This is a genomic window from Adhaeribacter pallidiroseus, from assembly GCF_003340495.1.
Lineage (GTDB): Bacteria > Bacteroidota > Bacteroidia > Cytophagales > Hymenobacteraceae > Adhaeribacter > Adhaeribacter pallidiroseus.
In genome coordinates this window covers 1,327,180-1,346,375 of sequence record NZ_QASA01000001.1, presented here as the reverse complement: position 1 = coordinate 1,346,375, position 19,196 = coordinate 1,327,180, and the positions used below count along the sequence as shown (strand labels likewise).

General features: G+C 43.0%; 18 protein-coding genes. 11 read left to right on the top strand and 7 right to left on the bottom strand.

Annotated elements, in window-relative coordinates; all coding sequences use genetic code 11:
* Positions 1-317: 317 nt before the first annotated feature.
* Together AHMF7616_RS05280 and AHMF7616_RS05275 are read right to left on the bottom strand one after the other, a co-directional pair.
* Complete coding sequence (locus AHMF7616_RS05280; RefSeq protein ID WP_115371935.1) at positions 318-1,166, bottom strand: ThuA domain-containing protein; 849 nt, start codon at positions 1,164-1,166, stop codon at positions 318-320.
* A 418-nt stretch (positions 1,167-1,584) separates the two neighbouring features.
* Positions 1,585-2,556, bottom strand: coding sequence for a sugar phosphate isomerase/epimerase family protein (locus AHMF7616_RS05275; protein ID WP_115371934.1), 972 nt, complete (start codon positions 2,554-2,556; stop codon positions 1,585-1,587).
* A 492-nt stretch (positions 2,557-3,048) separates the two neighbouring features.
* Here AHMF7616_RS05275 and AHMF7616_RS05270 point away from each other — a divergent pair, with 492 nt between their 5' ends.
* The gene (locus AHMF7616_RS05270) at positions 3,049-4,728 is read left to right on the top strand and encodes a UxaA family hydrolase (protein WP_317047584.1); all 1,680 of its coding nucleotides are present in this window, start codon (positions 3,049-3,051) and stop codon (positions 4,726-4,728) included.
* Between the two features lie 183 nt (positions 4,729-4,911).
* Here AHMF7616_RS05270 and AHMF7616_RS26645 read toward each other — a convergent pair whose 3' ends face one another.
* The gene (locus tag AHMF7616_RS26645; RefSeq protein ID WP_233507342.1) at positions 4,912-5,154 is read right to left on the bottom strand and encodes a hypothetical protein; all 243 of its coding nucleotides are present in this window, start codon (positions 5,152-5,154) and stop codon (positions 4,912-4,914) included.
* Between the two features lie 246 nt (positions 5,155-5,400).
* Here AHMF7616_RS26645 and AHMF7616_RS26985 point away from each other — a divergent pair, with 246 nt between their 5' ends.
* The 8 genes from AHMF7616_RS26985 to AHMF7616_RS05230 all read left to right on the top strand — a co-directional run bounded on the left by AHMF7616_RS26985 (position 5,401) and on the right by AHMF7616_RS05230 (position 10,478).
* The gene (locus AHMF7616_RS26985) at positions 5,401-5,904 is read left to right on the top strand and encodes a hypothetical protein (protein ID WP_233507340.1); all 504 of its coding nucleotides are present in this window, start codon (positions 5,401-5,403) and stop codon (positions 5,902-5,904) included.
* A complete protein-coding gene (locus AHMF7616_RS05260) occupies positions 5,841-6,857 on the top strand; it encodes a tyrosine-type recombinase/integrase (protein WP_233507337.1) in 1,017 nt (338 codons plus the stop codon). Before AHMF7616_RS26985 ends, AHMF7616_RS05260 begins: the two co-directional genes overlap by 64 nt.
* Positions 6,858-7,042: 185 nt before the next feature.
* Positions 7,043-7,591 (top strand): hypothetical protein, encoded by a 549-nt coding sequence (locus AHMF7616_RS05255; RefSeq protein WP_115371933.1) that lies wholly within the window; start codon positions 7,043-7,045, stop codon positions 7,589-7,591.
* A 90-nt stretch (positions 7,592-7,681) separates the two neighbouring features.
* A complete protein-coding gene (locus AHMF7616_RS05250; RefSeq protein WP_115371932.1) occupies positions 7,682-8,188 on the top strand; it encodes a DUF4348 domain-containing protein in 507 nt (168 codons plus the stop codon).
* An 87-nt stretch (positions 8,189-8,275) separates the two neighbouring features.
* A complete protein-coding gene (locus tag AHMF7616_RS26980) occupies positions 8,276-8,650 on the top strand; it encodes a hypothetical protein (protein WP_115371931.1) in 375 nt (124 codons plus the stop codon).
* Positions 8,651-8,865: 215 nt separating this feature from the next.
* Positions 8,866-9,228, top strand: coding sequence for a hypothetical protein (locus AHMF7616_RS05240; protein ID WP_115371930.1), 363 nt, complete (start codon positions 8,866-8,868; stop codon positions 9,226-9,228).
* A gap of 126 nt (positions 9,229-9,354) precedes the next feature.
* Positions 9,355-10,065 (top strand): hypothetical protein, encoded by a 711-nt coding sequence (locus AHMF7616_RS05235; protein ID WP_115371929.1) that lies wholly within the window; start codon positions 9,355-9,357, stop codon positions 10,063-10,065.
* A gap of 143 nt (positions 10,066-10,208) precedes the next feature.
* Complete coding sequence (locus tag AHMF7616_RS05230; protein WP_115371928.1) at positions 10,209-10,478, top strand: VOC family protein; 270 nt, start codon at positions 10,209-10,211, stop codon at positions 10,476-10,478.
* 252 nt (positions 10,479-10,730) lie between these two features.
* On the opposite strand, the gene AHMF7616_RS05225 is transcribed toward AHMF7616_RS05230, so the two are convergent.
* Positions 10,731-11,645, bottom strand: a complete 915-nt coding sequence (locus AHMF7616_RS05225) for a pirin family protein (RefSeq protein ID WP_115371927.1) — start codon at positions 11,643-11,645, stop codon at positions 10,731-10,733.
* A gap of 311 nt (positions 11,646-11,956) precedes the next feature.
* Between AHMF7616_RS05225 and AHMF7616_RS05220 the strand changes: the two genes are divergently transcribed.
* Both AHMF7616_RS05220 and AHMF7616_RS05215 read left to right on the top strand, forming a co-directional pair.
* A complete protein-coding gene (locus tag AHMF7616_RS05220) occupies positions 11,957-12,169 on the top strand; it encodes a CsbD family protein (RefSeq protein ID WP_115371926.1) in 213 nt (70 codons plus the stop codon).
* Positions 12,170-12,441: 272 nt separating this feature from the next.
* A complete protein-coding gene (locus AHMF7616_RS05215) occupies positions 12,442-13,491 on the top strand; it encodes an LLM class flavin-dependent oxidoreductase (RefSeq protein ID WP_115371925.1) in 1,050 nt (349 codons plus the stop codon).
* A gap of 189 nt (positions 13,492-13,680) precedes the next feature.
* Here AHMF7616_RS05215 and AHMF7616_RS05210 read toward each other — a convergent pair whose 3' ends face one another.
* The 3 genes from AHMF7616_RS05210 to AHMF7616_RS05200 all read right to left on the bottom strand — a co-directional run bounded on the left by AHMF7616_RS05210 (position 13,681) and on the right by AHMF7616_RS05200 (position 19,191).
* Entirely contained in the window at positions 13,681-16,557 is a 2,877-nt protein-coding gene (locus tag AHMF7616_RS05210; protein ID WP_115371924.1) for a PVC-type heme-binding CxxCH protein, read from the bottom strand.
* A gap of 205 nt (positions 16,558-16,762) precedes the next feature.
* A complete protein-coding gene (locus tag AHMF7616_RS05205) occupies positions 16,763-17,413 on the bottom strand; it encodes a 3-keto-disaccharide hydrolase (RefSeq protein ID WP_115371923.1) in 651 nt (216 codons plus the stop codon).
* A 1,127-nt stretch (positions 17,414-18,540) separates the two neighbouring features.
* Complete coding sequence (locus AHMF7616_RS05200; protein ID WP_115371922.1) at positions 18,541-19,191, bottom strand: NAD(P)-dependent oxidoreductase; 651 nt, start codon at positions 19,189-19,191, stop codon at positions 18,541-18,543.
* Positions 19,192-19,196: the final 5 nt, after the last annotated feature.

Here is a 19,196-nt window from a genome sequence, read left to right as displayed (position 1 = left end):
TATGTTACGGTAAATATTGAGAGAGCTTTATTATTAAAAATAATAAGTATCGGGACAAAAATAAACGCAAGGATATTTCAAAGTAATGTTTTAATTATCAATAGTTTATAGGTCGAACAACGAACAACTAATAACGACCAACTACTTAGTACGGAATAAGTTACTACTTAGTAAATAAGTAACAGGACAAAATTAAGTTGCTAAAATTTTGAGTTTAAGCAATTGATGATTAAAGGTATAACGATCGAATAACGAACAACTAAAAACGACCAACTATTTAAATTAATCGAAATAACCAGCCAAAAATCAACAAGTAATTAATACCGCACAGGTTCATCGTAGGCAGTGGCGGAGGCGTTAGCAGGGGTTAATTTTTTTACCTGACCAGCCACGTACTGAATTCCTTGCCAAATGTGCCGCAAGAAAACAGGGTCTTGATAGTCGGTTTTGGCATGACCTAAGGCCGTTATCCAGATATAGCCGCCATCGTAGGTTTGGTACCAGGCCGCGGGGTACAGAGCCGTGTAAGCGCCGGCTGCGTTTTTAATTTTTTCACTTTCGGTAGAATCGGTTCTATCCAGCACGCTTAAATCGTGGGCCATAACTGCACGAACGCCCGGATACAATTCTTTCATGAAATAACATTCGTCGGGCTTTTCCCAAACTTTTGGTAAACCCTGCACACTGGGGTGAGTTGAATCTATGACCCGGATTTTTAATTTTTGCAATTTGGGATGCCATAAAAAACTACCGCCCAGCATTTGTTTAAACCAAGTCCAGTTTCGTTCGGTGCCAATTACGGAATGCAAGCCCACAAAACCGCCCCCCGCCTGGATGTAGCGCCGGAAAGCCAGCCGCTGCTCCGGTGTATCAAACACCTCGTTGTTGGTGCTGGGAAACAACAACAAGGTAAATTTTTTTAAATTTTCGGGCGTAAACACCGCCGGATCGTCGCTTACTTCTACCCGAAAGCCTTGTTGCTGGGCCATTAATTGCAGCGCTGCTACCGCCGACGGAATATTATCGTGCACGTACCCCTTGCCGTTTTTAGTAAAAACCAAAATAGTAACGCTTTTCCAGTTAATGGCTGATTTAGCCAAAGCCCCAAGGGGCAACAAAAACCCCCACACCAAAACAAAAAACAGGTATTTCGATCGTTTGCCCATGCGTAATTTTTAAATTTTTACTCTTTTTGTTTCAACTAAAAAGTGTTTTAAGCTCTTGGTTCCGGAACCAGTAAGTAACCCTGGCATTTCTGAAATGTACTTAAAATTAGAATAATCTGCCTAATGCCTCATAAAATAGTTAAATAACGTGCGTTCGAGCGAAGCCCTTAACAACAAAAGAGCATCTCTGTATAAGCCAAAATGATAAAAAGATCGTGTTTCCCCTCTATTACGGTCCTTCTGGAAGAATCTAACCGATTACTTACGGGTTAGATTCTTCCAGAATGACCGGAATAAAGAAGATTAGCTTATATCTCAGGTAGGCACTGCTTAGCTCGAATTCAGGTTAAATAGGTAGTTGTAAAAAAGCTAGCCGTAGTGGCTTACATACGGCTGGCCCAGCAAAATTTTAAAAAACCTACGCCGCTAACACTTTATTTAAATTGGTGTAACTGGTGGTGATGCTATCGATAGGGTTGCCCGGGGTTTGGTCTTGCTCCACAAAGTAATACTCCATTCCTGCTGTTTGCGCGGCGGCAAAAATAGGTTTAAAATCAATGGAGCCGTTGCCAACTTCGGTAAAGAACTTTTTCTCGGTTTTGTCCATATCTTTTACGTGCCAGAGCGGGAACCGGCTCGGGTGCTCCTTAAACATAGCCACGGAATCTTTACCGGCTTTGGCCATCCAGTACAAGTCCAGCTCCATTTTCACCAAATCTTTATCGGTTTGCGCCAATATCAAATTGTAGGGCACCTGCCCTTCCATGGTATCAAACTCGAAAGCGTGGTTGTGGTAAGCAAACTGTAATCCCGCTTTTTTACAAGCTTCGCCGGCTTTGTTAAACAAAGCAATATGGCTTTTATAATCATCCAGGTTACGGCGTTCATTATCGGCCAGATAGGCGCAAATTAAATATTTTTGACCAGCTTCGGCGGCCATGTCTACTAACTTCTGCAAATCGTAGGTTAAGGTTTCGTTGGCTGGTTTTTTGCCACCGGTATTGTATCCTACCTGCACGTGCGAACTCCGGAGTTGCATGCCCATGCCTTCCAGCATAGAGGCAAATTCTTTGGGCTTCATGCCGTAATAATGCCCTTTAGAACCCGCCGCTGCTTCCATGTTTTTGTAGCCAATGTCGGCAATTTTCTGGAGCGTACCTTTTAAGTCTTTTTCCATTAAATCGCGCACGGTATACAACTGCAAGCCAGCGGCTGGTAAGGCAGCTGCGGCCGGGCTCGGGTTGGTAGTGGCTGTAGCCGTGCTATCGGCGCTGGTGTTTTCCGTACTGGTTTTAGCTTCTTTGGTGTTACAGCCCGGCAGCATTAAACCGCCCAAGCCGCCTAACATTAAGGCACCGGAAGCTCTCAAAAAATTTCTTCTGTTTTGCATAGTTTTATTAATAATAGACTTTTATTGTTAGGTGAAACCAAAGAACAAAAACTCCGGGCCGCTACTGGATCGTAACAAGCAGTAGAATACGGGTATCCGGCTTACGAAAAAGAGAACGCTGACTGCAAAAAATACTCCTTAGGATACGTAATTAATTTAATTAGCGAGTTATCCCTTCCTTTTCCGATCAGGAATATGACTGTTTATTCCGGAAATACAAAATTTAATTTTTAATTCAACTCGGAGCCATCTTACCACCTGCCCGCAAACTAAATTTATTAATTTTTAAAATTTAAATCGAGTTCAGCCGTATTTGGTTCTTAGCTTAAGGGCAAAATAGATGCTTTCTCCTTAAATTTGAGGGACCGGGCTTTTGATTTTCCGCGTTTTAATTTATTTATTTGATTTATTTGGTATAAAAGCTACGAGCAACTTGTAGGAATTATTCAATCTCTTAGCGGACCAAATTAAAAGTTAAAATTACCGTCGACGATGGACTGTCGACTATGGACCCATGTATATGCAAGCAAAAGTATTAAAAGTACATCCGCAGGACGACGTAATTGTGGCCCTTATGGATTTAAAAAAGGAGAGGCGATAGTTTTTGATAATGAGACTTTTCTGCTGCAAGATAATATTGCGGCCAAACATAAATTTGCGGCGAAAGATTTTGCCCTCGGCGATCCGGTTACCATGTACGGGGTTTTGGTGGGCAAAGCCATGTTACCCATTTCGCGCGGAGGACTTATTTCTACGGCTAATTTAAAACACGCGGCCTCCGACTACAGCGGCCGCACCAAACAATACACCTGGACCCCGCCCGACGTGAGCAAATGGCAAAACCGCACCTTTAACGGCTACCTGCGCCCGGATGGCAAAGTAGGTACGGCTAATTACTGGTTGTTTGTGCCTACTGTATTCTGCGAAAACCGCAACTTAGAAGTAATTAAAGACGCTTTAACCCGCGAGTTAGGTTATGCTAAAAGCCAGAAATACCAGAACCAGACCCGCCAGTTAGTAGAGTTGTACAAACAAAGCGGCTCCGCCGAGGCCGTGGCGAATACCGATTTTAAATTATTTACCGAAAAGCTGGAAACTAAGCGTGTATTCGAAAACATCGACGGCATCAAGTTTTTAACCCACCAGGGTGGCTGCGGTGGCACCCGTCAGGACTCGGAAATACTCAGCAAATTACTCGTGGGCTACATGGATCACCCGAACGTGGCCGGCGTTACCATTCTGAGCTTGGGTTGCCAGCACCTACAATACGACCAGATGCAGCAGCATATCCGGGAACGTAATCCGAATTTTAATAAGCCGGTTTACTTTTATGAGCAGCAAACCAGCCAAAGCGAAGAACATTTGCTTGGCGAAGCCATTAAACAAACGTTTATTGGTTTAATTGAGGCCAACAAACAAACCCGACAGCCCGCCCCTTTAAGCAAATTGGTGCTGGGGGTAAAATGCGGTGGTTCCGACGGCTTTTCGGGCATTTCGGCCAACCCGGCTTTAGGCTATGCCGCCGATCTAGTGGTGGCACTGGGTGGCTCGGTTTTACTGGCCGAGTTTCCGGAATTAAACGGCGTAGAACAAGAACTCGTGGACCGCAGCGTAGACGATGAAACCGCCAACAAATTTATCCGGCTCATGAAAGGCTACTCGGCGCAGGCGCAAGCCGTCGGTTCCGGCTTCGACATGAATCCATCGCCGGGCAACATTAAAGACGGTTTGATTACCGATGCGATTAAAAGCGCCGGCGCCGCTAAAAAAGGCGGCACTGCCCCGGTGGCCGATGTACTGGATTATACCGAACCGGTACGTAAGCCCGGTTTAAGCTTAGTGTGCACTCCCGGCAACGACGTAGAAGCTACCACCGGCAAAGCCGGCTCCGGCGCCAACGTAATTGTGTTTACCACCGGCTTAGGCACGCCAACCGGCAATCCCGTTTGCCCGGTGGTAAAAATATCCACCAACACCAAACTGGCCCAGCGCATGGCCGATATCATTGACCTGGACACCGGCGACATTATTACGGGCGAAGCTACCATCGAAAGTAAGGGCGAAGAAATTCTGGAGTTTTGTATTAAAGTAGCCAGCGGCGAAGTTACTCCTAAAGCCGTGCAACTCGGCCAGGATGATTTTATTCCCTGGAAGCGGGGCGTATCGTTGTAGGAAAAGAAAATTTTTTAAATTTTAATACTTGCTTCAACTTTAAGTACAGCAATTGATTTAAGTATAGGTTTTAATAGAGGTAAAAGGTATCTGCCCCTCCTTATCCCCGGAGGGGAGCTTTTGCTTTCTTTGTTTTTTGACATACCTAAACCTGGCCCCCCTTTACTATCGTATTTTCCTTTATTATTTGGAAGCCATATACGATTGCCAGTTTACAATTAATACTTTCTCCTCGGGTAACAACAGGTATCCAAAATCATAACAGAAATTATACGTATTTCCTTTTTGGGTTTGGTACTGGTGCGTGAAGTGCCTAAAGTCAAATCCTTGCTGAAGCAGGTATTCTTGCCGGGTAGTTGTTTTACCTAAAGGGCTGGATACTTTCAGGATACTGCGATTTTTCCGTAAAATCCGGTTAATGTCCAATATCTTCTTCTCTCCGGCATCGAATTTCTTTTTGCGGTTATTCAGTTGAGCCCGGCACTGATCGGAACAATATTTTTATCAATTCTACCGGCCAGCTCAGCACTACAAACCTGGCATACGGCTACTTGCTTTTCCATATTCTAGCTATCTGTGTTTATAAGCGGATAGTTCCGGACATATACGCTTATAAAACAATGGCAAATTAGTTGTTTTCGTACTTTTAACCGGAATTATTTTAGCTTCGGCATGACCACAACACCTTTAACTATTTTGTATTTAAATCGCCTGGAGCATCAGGGTAAGTTATTTATTAAATTCTATTATAAACCGCATGCTGGTTTAACCAAAAAGTTAGAACAAGCTGGAGGCATAAAATTTAGTAAACAGTATAATTGCTTTGTGTGCCATTATTCTATGGAGCAGTTGCAATTAATAAAACAAACTTTTTACCGGCAAGCCATTATTGATACGCGCTATCTGCATCGTAAAACTACCTTGGCCGCCACAGATAGCACCTTTATCACTCTAAATACTGCTGCCGGTACCATTGCCTTACCCCAAACAAATAAAACCAAACCTTTGGTTAAACTGGTTCCTTTTGAGCATGCGAATAAAACGTACCTGAAACTGCAATACCAGTCAGATTCTGGCTTATACCAAATTTTAAAGAGCTTACAAGGAGTAAAATGGAGTACTACGTACGGTTGCTTTTTTTTGCTTTACCCGGGTTACAGTTGCCTCACCTGGTAGAGGCGCTGTTGCCGGTGGCACAGATTCATTTATCTGCGCAGTTAATTATTAAAGATGTGGCTTTGTTAAAAAAGCTGTGGGAGCAACAATACCAAGAGACTCCCGACTTTGTACCGTGCCCATTGCCTTACCTGGAGAAGATGCACCTGCTTAATTATAGCCCCCGTACCATGCGCACGTACCACTCCCTTTTGCTCCGATTTTTAAATTCATTTTCGGAAGTAGATCTGCCGGCTATAGCCGGTTTTACGCCGGAGCAAGTAAACGAGTTCCATCAGGTATTGCAGCAAAGGGGTCAATCTTATGTATATATTAACCAATCCATAAATGCTATAAAATTTTATTACAGCAAAGTTTTAAATCGGCTGGATATGAACCTGGCAGATGTTAGCCGGCCCTATCAGAAAGATAAATTGCCCCAAGTATTAAGCTTGGAAGAAGTAGCGGCCATTTTAAAAGCGCCGGTAAATCAAAAACATCGCTGCCTATTGCAATTACTTTATGCTGGTGGATTGCGCATTGGCGAAGTAATTAATCTGAAACTAACCGATGTGCAATCGCAGCGTAACTTACTGCTAATACGGGGCGGCAAGGGTCAAAAAGACCGGACTACCTTACTTGCTACCCGGTTGCTGGAAGAGCTGCGCACTTATTACCGGCTATATAAACCCAAGGTCTGGCTTTTTGAAGGGCCGGAGGGTGGGCCCTGTTCGGTTGGCAGCATCCGCAAAGTATTTCAGGAAGCCAAAAAGAAAGCTGGTGTTACCCGGCCTGCCACCCCGCATACGCTACGGCACTCTTTTGCTACCCACTTACTGGAAGCAGGCACCGATTTGCGTTATATTCAGGCACTACTGGGGCATTCGTCCAGCAAAACCACTGAGATCTATACCCATGTAACCCAACACGGGCTCGAAAAAATAATGAGCCCATTGGATAGATTACTGATTTAAATATAGTATTATTAACATAAAATAGAAACGAATTCCTGTAAACACACCTAGCTAGTGAGGTACACTTTTTATATATTTTGCTACTAAGTTAAATATCAGTAATTTAAAAAACACAACAGCTACCCGCCAAAGTGGATATAAACACCAGTACTGGCGTTTAGCAGTTAGTTGTGTGTAATATTGATATGAAAGAAACAAGCCGTCAGGAAAGAATTGGATTTTTAAGACAGCAGCAAGAACGCAGACACTTTCTTGGTGACTTTCTTACGGCTTTATCTAATATCATTGGAGAAGTGATTCCTGAAGCTGCCGTGATGACGCTTGAAGAAACAAATGCAGCAACGGACAAGCTACATTACAGAGAATCTCAGGCACCGACATTCAGATTTACATTCCCGTTCACCCAGGTTGAGAAATTTAGAGAAATCTGCTCTTGCCTAAAGCCAGACCTAAGCGACCCTGATACTTATTTTGCCACGGCAAGATTCTTCAACTCATTTTTCCTACGATTAGACAGCTCTTTTGCCATAGATAAACTCGAAGAGATAATAGAACTCGACAATAATTCATTCTATATATTTCACAAGGATTTCAAGAACGGACTCTCAGTTGACAGCAATGAAGAGAAATGGACTGAAAACGGTAAGACTGAATATGTTTGGACTTATGAATTAAGCGTGTGGGGTAAGGAATGGGTAGACAAAATACATTTCACCTACAATAAGCATACATAAAAAATACTACACACAACAACAGCTAAACATCAGCCTCGGCCGACGGCCTCCGCCGCCGTTTAGCCTAGACGTTACCTGCAATTTTATAATATGAAAAATATATTCCTTTTACTCTTCTCATCTTTGGTTTTGAGTTGCAATAACTCAAAAGTAAATGCTGAAGTTTCAGATCTTGAAGTAGAGTCTAAGCCGCTTCATACTGACACAGTATCTACGAATATAAAAACTTCGCAAATTATAGTTCCTGAAAATGTCGACGATAAGTTTGAAACTTTTTTAAAATATTTCAATGAAGATTCCACTTTTCAAATTAGCAGAATCGATTTTCCATTAAAAGTTAAGGTAGCTGACTCTGACAAGAACTATGAGATGTCAGAAGAAATAATACAAAAGAGTGGGTTCAGAAAAATGGATTTCACATATGACTCTTCATCTGCAAATAAGGAAGTTGATAGCTATGAGCAAAAGATTAATATAAAAGGTAATAAAGCCATTATTGAAGTTAGAGGAATAGAAAATGGAATAATGGCTAATTTCTATTTTGAAAAGAAAAAGGGAAAATGGATGTTGGTCACTTGGGAAGATTCATCAACTTAAAAAAAAACAGGTAACAACACCTAAACGTCAGCCTTCGGCCCACGGCCTTGCCCATCGTTTAGCCAAGTACGTTGGTGGTAATTTATAATGAAATTCAAGGTACGACCATTTCTTTATTATCTTTTATCTATTCCGATAATATTTGGAATAGGGCTTATAGCTTATTTTATAATAAATTATCCTAACAGAACCGAAACACAGCAAAACGCGGCTATTTGGACTGGATTGATAATCCTAGTTTTACTCTTTGTTTTGCCTATCCTTTCATTTAAGAAGCTGAAAGAAATCGAAAGGATAAACGGAACCTGGAAAGTGAATTACCCTTATCTAAAGCGGACAATACTACTGGATAATAAAAGTGTAAAAGAAATAACCATTGTGGAAGGTATAACAGGGCGGAATGTTCCACAACATGAACAAATAAACATTTCTACAATTGACGGACAAAAATTTTATATATAAGCTCTTTAGAAGTCAGTGGTTTTGTCCAATTAAGAACTTTACTTACAAAAGACTTTAAAAGCAAGATTAAGGTTAATTCATATGGCCTGAGTAAATGAAGAGAAAAACTAACCCCAACACAATGTATACAAAACCCTTGCTGCGCTACGGGCTTTGCATACACGCGGCCCGTTGGCAGCAATTGAATCTATTAATAAATAACAATTTATTTTAAATTGGAAAAACTCTTAGACTACCATGATGCTTCAATAAACAAGATTGAATATTCATTAGATAAAAATGAATTAGTAATTGGTATAGAAACTTATGATGATTTACCATATGACTTATATTTTACAGGGGTTATTGGTTGGAGTTTTTCCTCCTTTGAAGTTCAAAATCATCTTTTGGATTTTAGAATTTATGATTCAATAAGTTTACCTTCTTATCTAATAGAGGATTATGAAGTGGAACAGGTTTATTTAGAATTAATGAATACTAAGAAGGGGTATTTTTTTGAATTAGACCCTGCTACTGGAATGGGAGGATATATTATTGCTATAAATTTTAAGGTAGAGAAAAGGGATAAGCTAAAATAAGCTAATATTAACTTAGGAAAACTACCAAAAAACCAAAACAACTTCTGCCAACAATGTATAAACGGCAGCTTCGGCCGATGGCCTTGCCGCAGCTTACACGAGACCGTTGGCAGGAATAAAATAGAAATGAGAAAAATTTATCTGTTAGCAGTACTCGTTACGCTTTGGGGTTGTTCGCCAGAAAAAGAAAAGTCAAACCAGCAAGCTAATGACATAGAAGTTAAAGCCCTTAATGATTCTACGGTCATAGTTAAGGATAAGGATAGAATTGATACAGTTATAATTGACTTAGGGCCTGATTTTGCTTTTGACTGGAAGGATGCCAATGAATTCACAAAAAGTTTTAGTGATTTTTATAAAAACAATAAAACAAATCCTGGTTCTGGTAATCAAATCAGAAAAATTGATGTAACTGGTGATGGAATGGAAGATGAAGTTTCAAGTTCATTAAAGCAGTTTGATGATAGCCTTATTTATTTGAATTCTATTTTTGATAATAACAATAAAATCTGGACAGACAAATTAGTCATAGATAAGGATTATGCTGTTGCAAAGTTTGGATCTGAAAAGTTGTTTGAATTACTAAAACCTTATTCTTGCAAATTTCTACTTCAAGGAAGAACAGACTTTATAAGAGATTATGAATACAATTCTACAATTAAAGCATTGCAGCCTAGCTTTTTAAAAAATATTAATCCTGCTGATACAATATTCTGGAAGGAAGAACTAAAGGTATACAAAGGGAAAATTGTAGATAATGTATATTTAGAAAGTGGTGCAGCATCATTTCTGTGGGATAAGAGAAACAAGAAGCTGATTGAAATTTATAGCGAATAAATTACACCTGCCAACAAAACCTAAAAACCATTAAAACGCTTTTTAGCAGAGACGTTAGCAGTCATTATAAAACGACACCAATTTCACATAAACTAAATTCCAGGTAAGTTAGATAACTACTAGTTCTGAAAAAAACAACTTTTATGACAGACCTTACTGTAACAACTATAAGGCCCTTTCTGACCGTTAACAACGGGCAAAATGCAGTGGACTTTTATATATCGGCTTTCGGCGCCATTGAAAAAACAAGGTTTGAAATGCCCGATAATAAACTATCGTCGGTACTTGAAATTGAAAAAGCCATTAAGTTAGGGGCAACAGAAATTTGTCCGATGACAACGGAAGAAGATTGGCGAATAGGAAAACTGAAGGACCCATTTGGCCACATCTGGGAAATTGGTTATACTTTATAGCAATAGATACATTGTTACCATTGTTATGAAATAAAAGCAACGAACCATGAACAGCCCTTTATAAATAGCAGGACAGAAGTAAGTAATGGAACTATTGTTCATTTACCAGATTTAATCGCAGTTAAACGGTTTATGCTTTTAAGCCTCGCTTTGGGCAAGCTGTAAAATGTTAAGTTAAAATACGAAATCCCTGATAATAGTAATGATAATACTTCTAACGGTTTTGTAAAAGGCTCTATTGAGCTGTTTACCTCAAGAAAGCGCCTGGGGCGGCGGACTAGCGGCTGGCCGGGATTTATCTTCCGGAAGTGGTACAAATTCCCGGTTGTCGGTGGGGGGCAACAAAATGCGGCCTTCTTTCCAGTCGGCTTTCGCTTGTTCAATGCGTTCTTTCCTAGACGATACAAAATTCCACCAGATAAATCGTTCCCCCAAGGGTTCGCCGCCTAACAACATGAGAGTAGTGCGTTCTTTCGCCATTATAATCGGGTCAGAGTTTTTCGTAAAAACCAGCATTTGGCCCACGGTGTAGATGCGTCCGGCAATTTCGACACGGCCTTTGGCTACGTAAACTCCTCTTTCGGGATACTGCGGGGGCAACCCAAACCGTACGCCAGGTTCCAGCACCACGTGTAAGTAAAACAGCGGCGAATGCGTTTTCACAGCATTCTTTAACCCATAAGCATTGCCGGCAATTAAGCGCATCCAAATGCCGGTATCCGTAAAAACGGGTAATTGCTCCGGCTGGTAGTTATCGAAAGCCGGTAAAGCTTCTTCTTCTTTTTCGGGTAAAGCTACCCAGGTCTGAACCATTTCTAACGACCCACCCGCCAGCGTGGCCGGATCCTCGAACCGCTCCGAATGCGCAATGCCCCGCCCCGCCGTCATCCAGTTTACTTCGCCCGGCCGGATTATTTGCTTTACGCCCAGGCTATCGCGGTGCGTCACCTGGCCATCGAACAAATAACTGACCGTAGATAACCCAATGTGCGGGTGCGGCAATACATCCATGATAGAAACTTGCTGCGGTATTATTTGCACAGGACCCGCATGATCCATGAATATAAACGGACCTACCATCCGGCGCAGCCGAAAAGGAAGAATCCGGCGAACTTCCATACCCGGAACGATAGCGGCTTTACGCGCTTCAATTACAATGTCTAACATGGCGTTTTTTTAAATTTTTGTTTTGTAAACCGGACGAACCTTCTGGTATGTCCTTTACTAAGTAAGAGAAAAACCTATTATTTTAGGTGAGCTCGACACATTTACTTTACGCAAATACTTAAACCTTCACCCGGTTTTCGGGCTATCACCCTTCCATCAATTATTTAAATTATTAATATCGTAACCATACAAAAAGAATTAGCCGTACGCTGGAAATTAAATGGCAAACCTACCGAAGTAGTAAAACCTATCCGGGTAAATACCGTTCATACTTTTATACACCCCGTATAATTACTTAAAAATACACGACTATGGAAAATAACAGTTTTAATGATGATGCTGCTGAGCTAAGAGCCCGTAGCAACTGGACCGAAACCAAAGGTAAAATCAGACAAGAATATGGCCATTTAACCGACGATGATCTGGAGTATTCCGAAGGAAAACAAGAAGAGTGGTTTGGTAAAATTGGTGACAAAATAGGCAAAGCAGCCCAGGATGTAAAAAGCTGGATTCACAGTTTATAAGCTTTGCGTTACCCTACAAAAAAAGGTAGCTCCTAACAGGGCTACCTTTTTTATGGACAATCCAGCAACCAGAGCATTCTCGCTGGAACAGATTCAGAAATCCATCAAAATTTTTTAAATTTTTGAGTGTCTCCCGTATATGATATTGCCTCCCTATATTTTAGGGGTGGTTTAGTAAAAACGTTTCTCTTCCGTACAGGCTTTCTTAATTTTACTTGGGTAAGTTGAAATGTTTGTGTTCATTTGTACTAATTAATGTACCTACATATATTATGGAATTAGGCATTACCACCTTCGTTGAAAATACCCCGGACCCTAGCACCGGCAAATTGCTTCCGCCGTACCAAAGAATGAGCAACCTAATGGAGGAAATTACATTAGCCGACCAGGTAGGTTTAGATGTTTTTGCCATTGGCGAACACCACCGGCCCGATTTTCTGGTATCTTCGCCGGCGGTAGTTTTGGCAGCGGCGGCCGTAAAAACTAAACAAATTAAGTTATCCAGTGCGGTTACCGTATTAAGTTCGGATGATCCGGTGCGGGTTTTTCAGGACTTTGCCCACGTGGATTTATTGTCGAAAGGTCGCGCCGAAATCATGGCGGGCCGGGGATCTTTTATCGAATCTTTCCCGCTGTTTGGCAATGATTTAAAAGATTACCATACGCTTTACGCCGAAAAACTAGAACTGCTCATAAAATTAAATAAAAGCGAAAAGATTACCTGGCAGGGTCACCACCGGCCTTCCATCGATAACCGGGGCGTTTACCCGCGCCCTTACCAGGCCGAATTGCCCATTTGGGTAGCCGTGGGTGGTACGCCGGAATCGGTGGTGCGGGCGGCTAATTACGGGTTACCGATGGCATTGGCTATTATCGGGGGCATGCCGGAGCGCTTTGTACCTTTTACTGATTTGTACCGCGAAACCTACCAAAAAGCCGGGCACGATTTAAAGAAACTGCAACTGGGCATTAACTCGCACGGCTTTATCGGTGATGATTCCAAAAAGGCCGCGGATGATTTTTACGGTCCGTATGCGTACGTGATGAGCCAGATTGGCCGGGAACGCGGCTGGCCTCCCATGAACCGGCCGCAGTTTGAAATGATGCGCTCCCCGGAAGGTTCTTTATTAGTGGGCAGCCCGCAACAGGTAATAGATAAAATTTTGTTTAACTACGAACTCTTTCAGAATACCCGCTTTTTGCTGCACATTAGTGTAGGCACCTTACCCCACGATAAAGTTCTTCGCGCCATTGAATTGCTGGGTACTGTTGTAGCGCCAGCAGTGAAAAAAGCCGTTAGTCAAACGGCCGAGTTAACGTAAATTTTAAAAAATCAACATTTTCTCACTGTAATTCTTCTTACTAGGGCACGGAAGTTACTTTCGCGCCCTAGTACCCTAATCCGGTATTGTTTTATAAAATAGTTTATAGAAACAAAGCCCTTGCCTGTACAGACAAGGGCTTTGTTTTGGTTCTTCTTTTAAACCTGATAAATGCATTTTTTTTAAATTTTACTTAGGCTCCAAAGCTTTTTTAACCAAGGCCTGCACCGTATGATTTTCGTGGCTGTGGTCCATCAGGCCTAAGTGATGCTGTAAACCTTCCAGGGCTTTTTTAGATTCCGGAGTATTGATGGCGGCTACCCGTTGTACGGTAAACGGCAACACCGAAGGAACTTTCGCTTTGCGGGCAATCTCTATGGCGCGGTTCATATCAGTAACTACGGTAGGTTCAAAAGCATACCACAGCATCAACGGCAGGTTATGGTCATCTTTATCTTCTTCGTGTTGCACCAATGCTTCTAAAGTTTCCCATCTTTTTTCCGGCGCGGTACGTTGCATCGCCGAAACCAAATACAAGCGCACCACTGCTGATTGATCGGTTTTGGCCATCTTAGCGAAGCGTTTTAAAGCAACATCTGATAAATTCTGATCTTCGGCTAAAAGCTGAATGGCCCAGCTTCTCACATATTCACTTTTATCGTCGAGTAAAGCCATTAACTCTTTTTCGTTAAAACCTTTGGTTACGTGTAAGGCCCACATGGCGCGTAGTTTCCGGGTTTCGTCGGGGTTATTTTTTAAAATTTCTTTTAAAGCTTTGTGTACTTTTTTGTTCGGGCCACGTTCCTGCAAAATTAAGCGGGCATTGCGCACGTACCATTCGTTTCTATGCAATTGGTAGTTTACCAAATCCAGGTCCGACGCCTTGGCTAAATCTACCTTCACGAACTTATCGGATTCATGGCTGATTTTAAAAATCCGGCCCATGGTTTTCTGGTGCACATCGGGGTTGGAGCTGTGGCATTGGTTTTTATCGTACCAATCAATCGCGAATACCGAACCGCTCGGATCGTAGCGAAAATTCAGCCACTGCGACCAGGAATCGTTGGTTACCAGGAAATCTTTATCGTGGCTGGCCACGTAGCCCGAACCTTTCCGGTTGAGCTGATCAACGTTTACTTTACTGCCGTGAATGTTGTTCATAAACACGTTGTTGCGCAGTGCCTTCGGCCAGTTTTCGTTGCCCAGGTAAATCATCGCCCCGGCATGGGCGTGTCCGCCGCCTTTGGCATCCGACCGAAAGTTACCGGCGTGGGGTCCCCGATCGCCTACCCAATGCACGTGGTCGCCGGACTGTTTAATATCATCGTAGGTAAATTTGTTAAAATGCTCCCCGGCCTGCCGCTGGTACCGCCCGCCCTGAATCATGTGGAACATGTGCGGAATAACGCAAACCGTGATAAAAGCATGGCCGTAATCGTTCCAATCAATACCCCAGGGGTTACTGGTACCTTCGGCGAATAATTCAAATTTTTTGGTAGTCGGGTGAAAGCGCCAAACGCCGGCGTTTAACTTCACGCGTTGATCTTCGGGGGTACCCGGGGCTCCTACTTTCGAATGCGTAAATACGCCGTGGGTGCCGTATAGCCAACCATCCGGTCCCCAGCGGAAATTATTCAGAATTTCGTGCGTATCGTCCAGGCCCCAGCCATCCAGCAAAATTTGCGGCGGACCGGCCGGTTTGTCGCCGGTTTTATCTACCGGAATAAACAACAGATTAGGAGCCGAACCCAGCCATACGCCACCCATACCTACTTCGATGGCGCTGATTAAATTTAAATTTTCGGCAAAAACTTTGCGGCTGTCCAGGGTGCCATCGCCGTTGGTATCTTCAAAAATTAAAATCCGGTCGCGGCCCTGGCCTTCGGGAGCCCGCACGGGATAGGTATGCGCTTCGGCCACCCACAAACGGCCGCGCGGATCAATGGTAAAGCTGATCGGGCGAATAATCTGCGGTTCGGAGGCGGCTAGTTTTACGGTAAAGCCGGGGGCCATGGTCATGGCTTTAGCGGCTTCCGGACCCGAAAGGCCGGCGTGCAAAACGGGATCCAGGGGTGGCAATATGGCAATATCGCCCGGCTTTAATTCATTCGGGAAATTAGGCCGGGTAGCATAAAACTGAAAATCATCGAAGTTAATGTGGGCCCAGGTATCGTCTTTAATGTAAGGAATGGTGGAGATGCCGGTTTCTTTATCTACTAATCGTATGAAAATTTCTTTATTCTGGACGTCTTTCAAATCCACCACTACAGGTTGCAAAGTAGCCCGGCCCGAGCCGGTAATATGAAAAAACACCTCGTTGTTATCGGCGCGCACGAGCTCTACCCGGGTATCCTGTAAGGCCCCGCCCGACACTTGAAAGGCGGCAAAAGGTTGGTTTACCAAAAAAGGCGCGGAAGTAAGGGTACCGGTTAATTTATAGTTTTTAGTGCCCCCGCTGCTTACGAAATGCTTGCCCAACAGGTTAATCTTCCTGTCTTTTTCGTGCACCGGCGATGGATCTTGCGATACTATCGGCTTTTGAAAAGCCTCGCCTTCGGCCGTCCAGTCTTGCAGCGTGCCTTTTTCAAAATTCAGGTTTAATACTTTACCGGCTTTTTTCGGGGCTATGCCCGGAATTACTTTTTCGGTGGAGGCAATTTCGGATACTACTTCAAACTTACCAACCATACCGGCTGCCTTGTGCCCGGGGATGGTACAAAAATACGTATCGCTCTGGGTGGCTTTAAAAACAACACTGGCCGTATCCCCTTTTTCCACGAGTACTTTGCTTTTTACGCCTATTTTCTCCAGGGCAATATCGTGGGTCATGAGTTCGCCGTTCACAATTTTAATGCGCACCGATTCGCCTTTCTTGGCTTGTAACACGGGATTACGCTTGCCATCCGGGCCAAAATAGCCCAGAATGGTTGTTTGCAAGGTATATTCCCGATCGTACTTCGCTAATTTTTTAAATTTTGCGCCGGGCAGACCCGGTCTAGCGCCGGCCACGGAGGTACTTAGCAATAAAACAAACAGCAATAAGAAGAAGGAACGGGATAGGTTCATAAGAAAAGAATTAAAACGCGTTACAATCGAATTATAATAGTCTGGAGCTATTTTTTAAATTTTTAAGAATAATCCGGTGTATTGGATTTCAGGAAGCAAATACTTGGTTTAACCTTTAAAGTAGGGATATTTTTGAAAGAAATACAATTTTAAAAGCAGTAATTTCGACTAAAGGAAACACCGGAAAAATGGTGCGTCCGCCGCTTTACTTTGTTTTTTGCGGCAGTTCTTGCAGAAAAATGTCTTTGTAATAAACTTCTACTTTGCCCCCGCCGTGCGTTTGCAAGGCAATCAGGCCCGATTGCGGAATCGCCGGATCTGTTTCGGTATAATCCACGGTTGGCTTGCCGTTTAAGAAAATTTGAATTTGTTTTCCCTGGGTCCGCACTTCGTAATCGTTCCAGTCGTTGGGCCGCAAAATTTGTTTTATCTGATTGGAATCGGCAGTAGCGAGCAGCTTGTCGCGGCGCGATTCGTCGTATAAACTGGCCCAATAGCCTTTTCCTAAATCGGCCTGGTAGCCGGTCATTTCGTAAGGTGGTTTAGCAATGCGCTGGCTATGAAACTGCACGCCGCCGTTGATAAAACCCTCGGTACCGGTTAACTTAAATTTAAGCCGCAGCACGTAGTTGGAGTAGCTTTTGGTGGTACTCAAAAATTCATTGTGCGGTACTTTCTCAGTTAAAGAACCTCCTACCAAAGCGCCGTCCTGGATGCGCCAGGTACGCAGGGTGTCGCCTTGCCAGCCTTTAAAGTTTTTGCCATTAAACAAGCGCACCGGTTTTGATTTTGTTAGGCTGATCACTACCGGGGCTAAACCAACAAAGAGCAGCAACAGAAAAAAAGTATTTTTCATATCAAGGGGTTGAGGCAAACTCTTAAGTAATTTAAAAAAATTAGAATTTTCTAAAGTATGATTTTTTAAAATTCCTTTTGTTCCGTAAAAAGAAAATTTTAAAATTTAGTCTTTACCTAATTGTGTTCTTAGAAAGAGTTTTAAAAAATATTGGGTTAGTTGTAATACCATATTGTAGCAATAAGCCATAAGTTTTACTTAGTAGCAAGAGTTTTTCTTTGGAGCAAGTCTCCCGGCACTGGTGCTATCAAGCTTTATTAAATTTGACGTAGTTCTGTGGAGCCGGTTCCCGTCTCCAGGCATTGGTGCTATCTAATTTGAACAGTATCCCGTTTGCCTCGTGGCCGGCGGGCCCCGTTTGGCTCTTCCGCACCTGCTAGTCTTCCTTTCCTCGCTCCGCTGCGGAATGTGGCTATGCCACACCGGAACCCTAGCAGGTGCTCCACAGCCAAACTGATGTCAGTCGCCAGTAGCTTAAGCTTTTTGGCGCAACTTTAAAAAAGAATAGTATAGCAATTATTTTCGATAACCGACGACTAGCACCAGAATAAGCGAATGTAAAAACCTTGTTCTGTGTTCATAAGTAAATGGACACAAGTAACAAGACACACGTATCAAGACGAAACAAGTTATACATAATTAATAATCAATGATTTGACTTGGCGTTTTTGTCATAAGAATGCCTATTTTAATTTGTCCTTTTGCTTATTTACTTAGCTTGATAGGAATTTGATAAATCAAAGATGAAGTTATAGTGCTACTCTAACATTTTAAGATAAAAATTTTTAAATAGGTAAAGCCGTAGCTAAGAGCAACTGACACCAGTTTGGCTGTGGAGCACCTGCCAGGGTTCCGGTGTGGCATAGCCACATTCCGCAGCGGAGCGAGGAAAGGAAGGCGGGCGAGTGCGGAAGAGCCAAACGAGGCCCGCCGGCCACGAGGCAAGCTGGTTACTGTCCAAATAAGATAGCACCAATGCCTGGAGACTTGAAAAGGCTCCACAAAAAAACTTTGTCTGGTAGCTAAAAATTACTAGCTACTGTAATTTCCTGCACAAAAATGTTATATAATTCAATAATTACTTGGCATAGTTAAAAAAGCTCCTAAAAACATATACTGGCTTACGATTAGTACCCCACCGTAAAACGCAGGCGAATGTGCTTTGGATTTTCCAGTTCATCCACGATAGCAATGGCCATATCTTCCACCGAAATAACGCTGCGGTTGTTTTCGTCATAAACCGGGTTTTCTAAACCTAAACGGTAAGTACCGCGGCGCTCGCCCGAAGTTCCCTGGTGCATTTCAATGGCAGGGCTCAGGAATGTCCACTCTAAATCTTGTTCTTTTTTTAAAATATTCAGGTAATCACGGGCAGCCGAAGCACCGGCTTTAAAGCTGGCCGGGAAATGCGGGGTATCAATTAACTGCATATTCGGAGCCACGTATAAACTCCCGGCTCCGCCCACCACCAATAACCGCTTTACACCCGCTTTTTTCACGCCGTTCTGAATGGCTTCCGCACCCCGCAAAGCTTCTTCGTAAATGTTCGGATTGGTCCAGCCCGGATTAAAAGCATTTACCACCACATCATGGTCTTTCACCGCCTCGGCTACTTCGTTCTCCTCTAACACATTCGCTTTAACCGCCTTTACGTTTTCTGATGGTTTTACTTTTTCCGGATTCCGGACAATGGCGGTAATCTGGTGGCCTCTTTGAATTAATTCGTTTAAAACCGCGGCGCCCACAAAACCGGAAGCGCCAATTAATGCAACTTTCATAAAAT

What these genes read in the sequence shown, in the direction of transcription:
- AHMF7616_RS05280 (WP_115371935.1), bottom strand. Translation starts at nt 1,166, where the DNA reads ATGGGCAAACGATCGAAATACCTGTTTTTTGTTTTGGTGTGGGGGTTT.
- AHMF7616_RS05275 (WP_115371934.1), bottom strand. Translation starts at nt 2,556, where the DNA reads ATGCAAAACAGAAGAAATTTTTTGAGAGCTTCCGGTGCCTTAATGTTA.
- AHMF7616_RS05270 (WP_317047584.1), top strand. Translation starts at nt 3,049, where the DNA reads ATGGACTGTCGACTATGGACCCATGTATATGCAAGCAAAAGTATTAAA.
- AHMF7616_RS26985 (WP_233507340.1), top strand. Translation starts at nt 5,401, where the DNA reads ATGACCACAACACCTTTAACTATTTTGTATTTAAATCGCCTGGAGCAT.
- AHMF7616_RS05260 (WP_233507337.1), top strand. Translation starts at nt 5,841, where the DNA reads ATGGAGTACTACGTACGGTTGCTTTTTTTTGCTTTACCCGGGTTACAG.
- AHMF7616_RS05255 (WP_115371933.1), top strand. Translation starts at nt 7,043, where the DNA reads ATGAAAGAAACAAGCCGTCAGGAAAGAATTGGATTTTTAAGACAGCAG.
- AHMF7616_RS05250 (WP_115371932.1), top strand. Translation starts at nt 7,682, where the DNA reads ATGAAAAATATATTCCTTTTACTCTTCTCATCTTTGGTTTTGAGTTGC.
- AHMF7616_RS26980 (WP_115371931.1), top strand. Translation starts at nt 8,276, where the DNA reads ATGAAATTCAAGGTACGACCATTTCTTTATTATCTTTTATCTATTCCG.
- AHMF7616_RS05235 (WP_115371929.1), top strand. Translation starts at nt 9,355, where the DNA reads ATGAGAAAAATTTATCTGTTAGCAGTACTCGTTACGCTTTGGGGTTGT.
- AHMF7616_RS05230 (WP_115371928.1), top strand. Translation starts at nt 10,209, where the DNA reads ATGACAGACCTTACTGTAACAACTATAAGGCCCTTTCTGACCGTTAAC.
- AHMF7616_RS05225 (WP_115371927.1), bottom strand. Translation starts at nt 11,645, where the DNA reads ATGTTAGACATTGTAATTGAAGCGCGTAAAGCCGCTATCGTTCCGGGT.
- AHMF7616_RS05220 (WP_115371926.1), top strand. Translation starts at nt 11,957, where the DNA reads ATGGAAAATAACAGTTTTAATGATGATGCTGCTGAGCTAAGAGCCCGT.
- AHMF7616_RS05215 (WP_115371925.1), top strand. Translation starts at nt 12,442, where the DNA reads ATGGAATTAGGCATTACCACCTTCGTTGAAAATACCCCGGACCCTAGC.
- AHMF7616_RS05210 (WP_115371924.1), bottom strand. Translation starts at nt 16,557, where the DNA reads ATGAACCTATCCCGTTCCTTCTTCTTATTGCTGTTTGTTTTATTGCTA.
- AHMF7616_RS05205 (WP_115371923.1), bottom strand. Translation starts at nt 17,413, where the DNA reads ATGAAAAATACTTTTTTTCTGTTGCTGCTCTTTGTTGGTTTAGCCCCG.
- AHMF7616_RS05200 (WP_115371922.1), bottom strand. Translation starts at nt 19,191, where the DNA reads ATGAAAGTTGCATTAATTGGCGCTTCCGGTTTTGTGGGCGCCGCGGTT.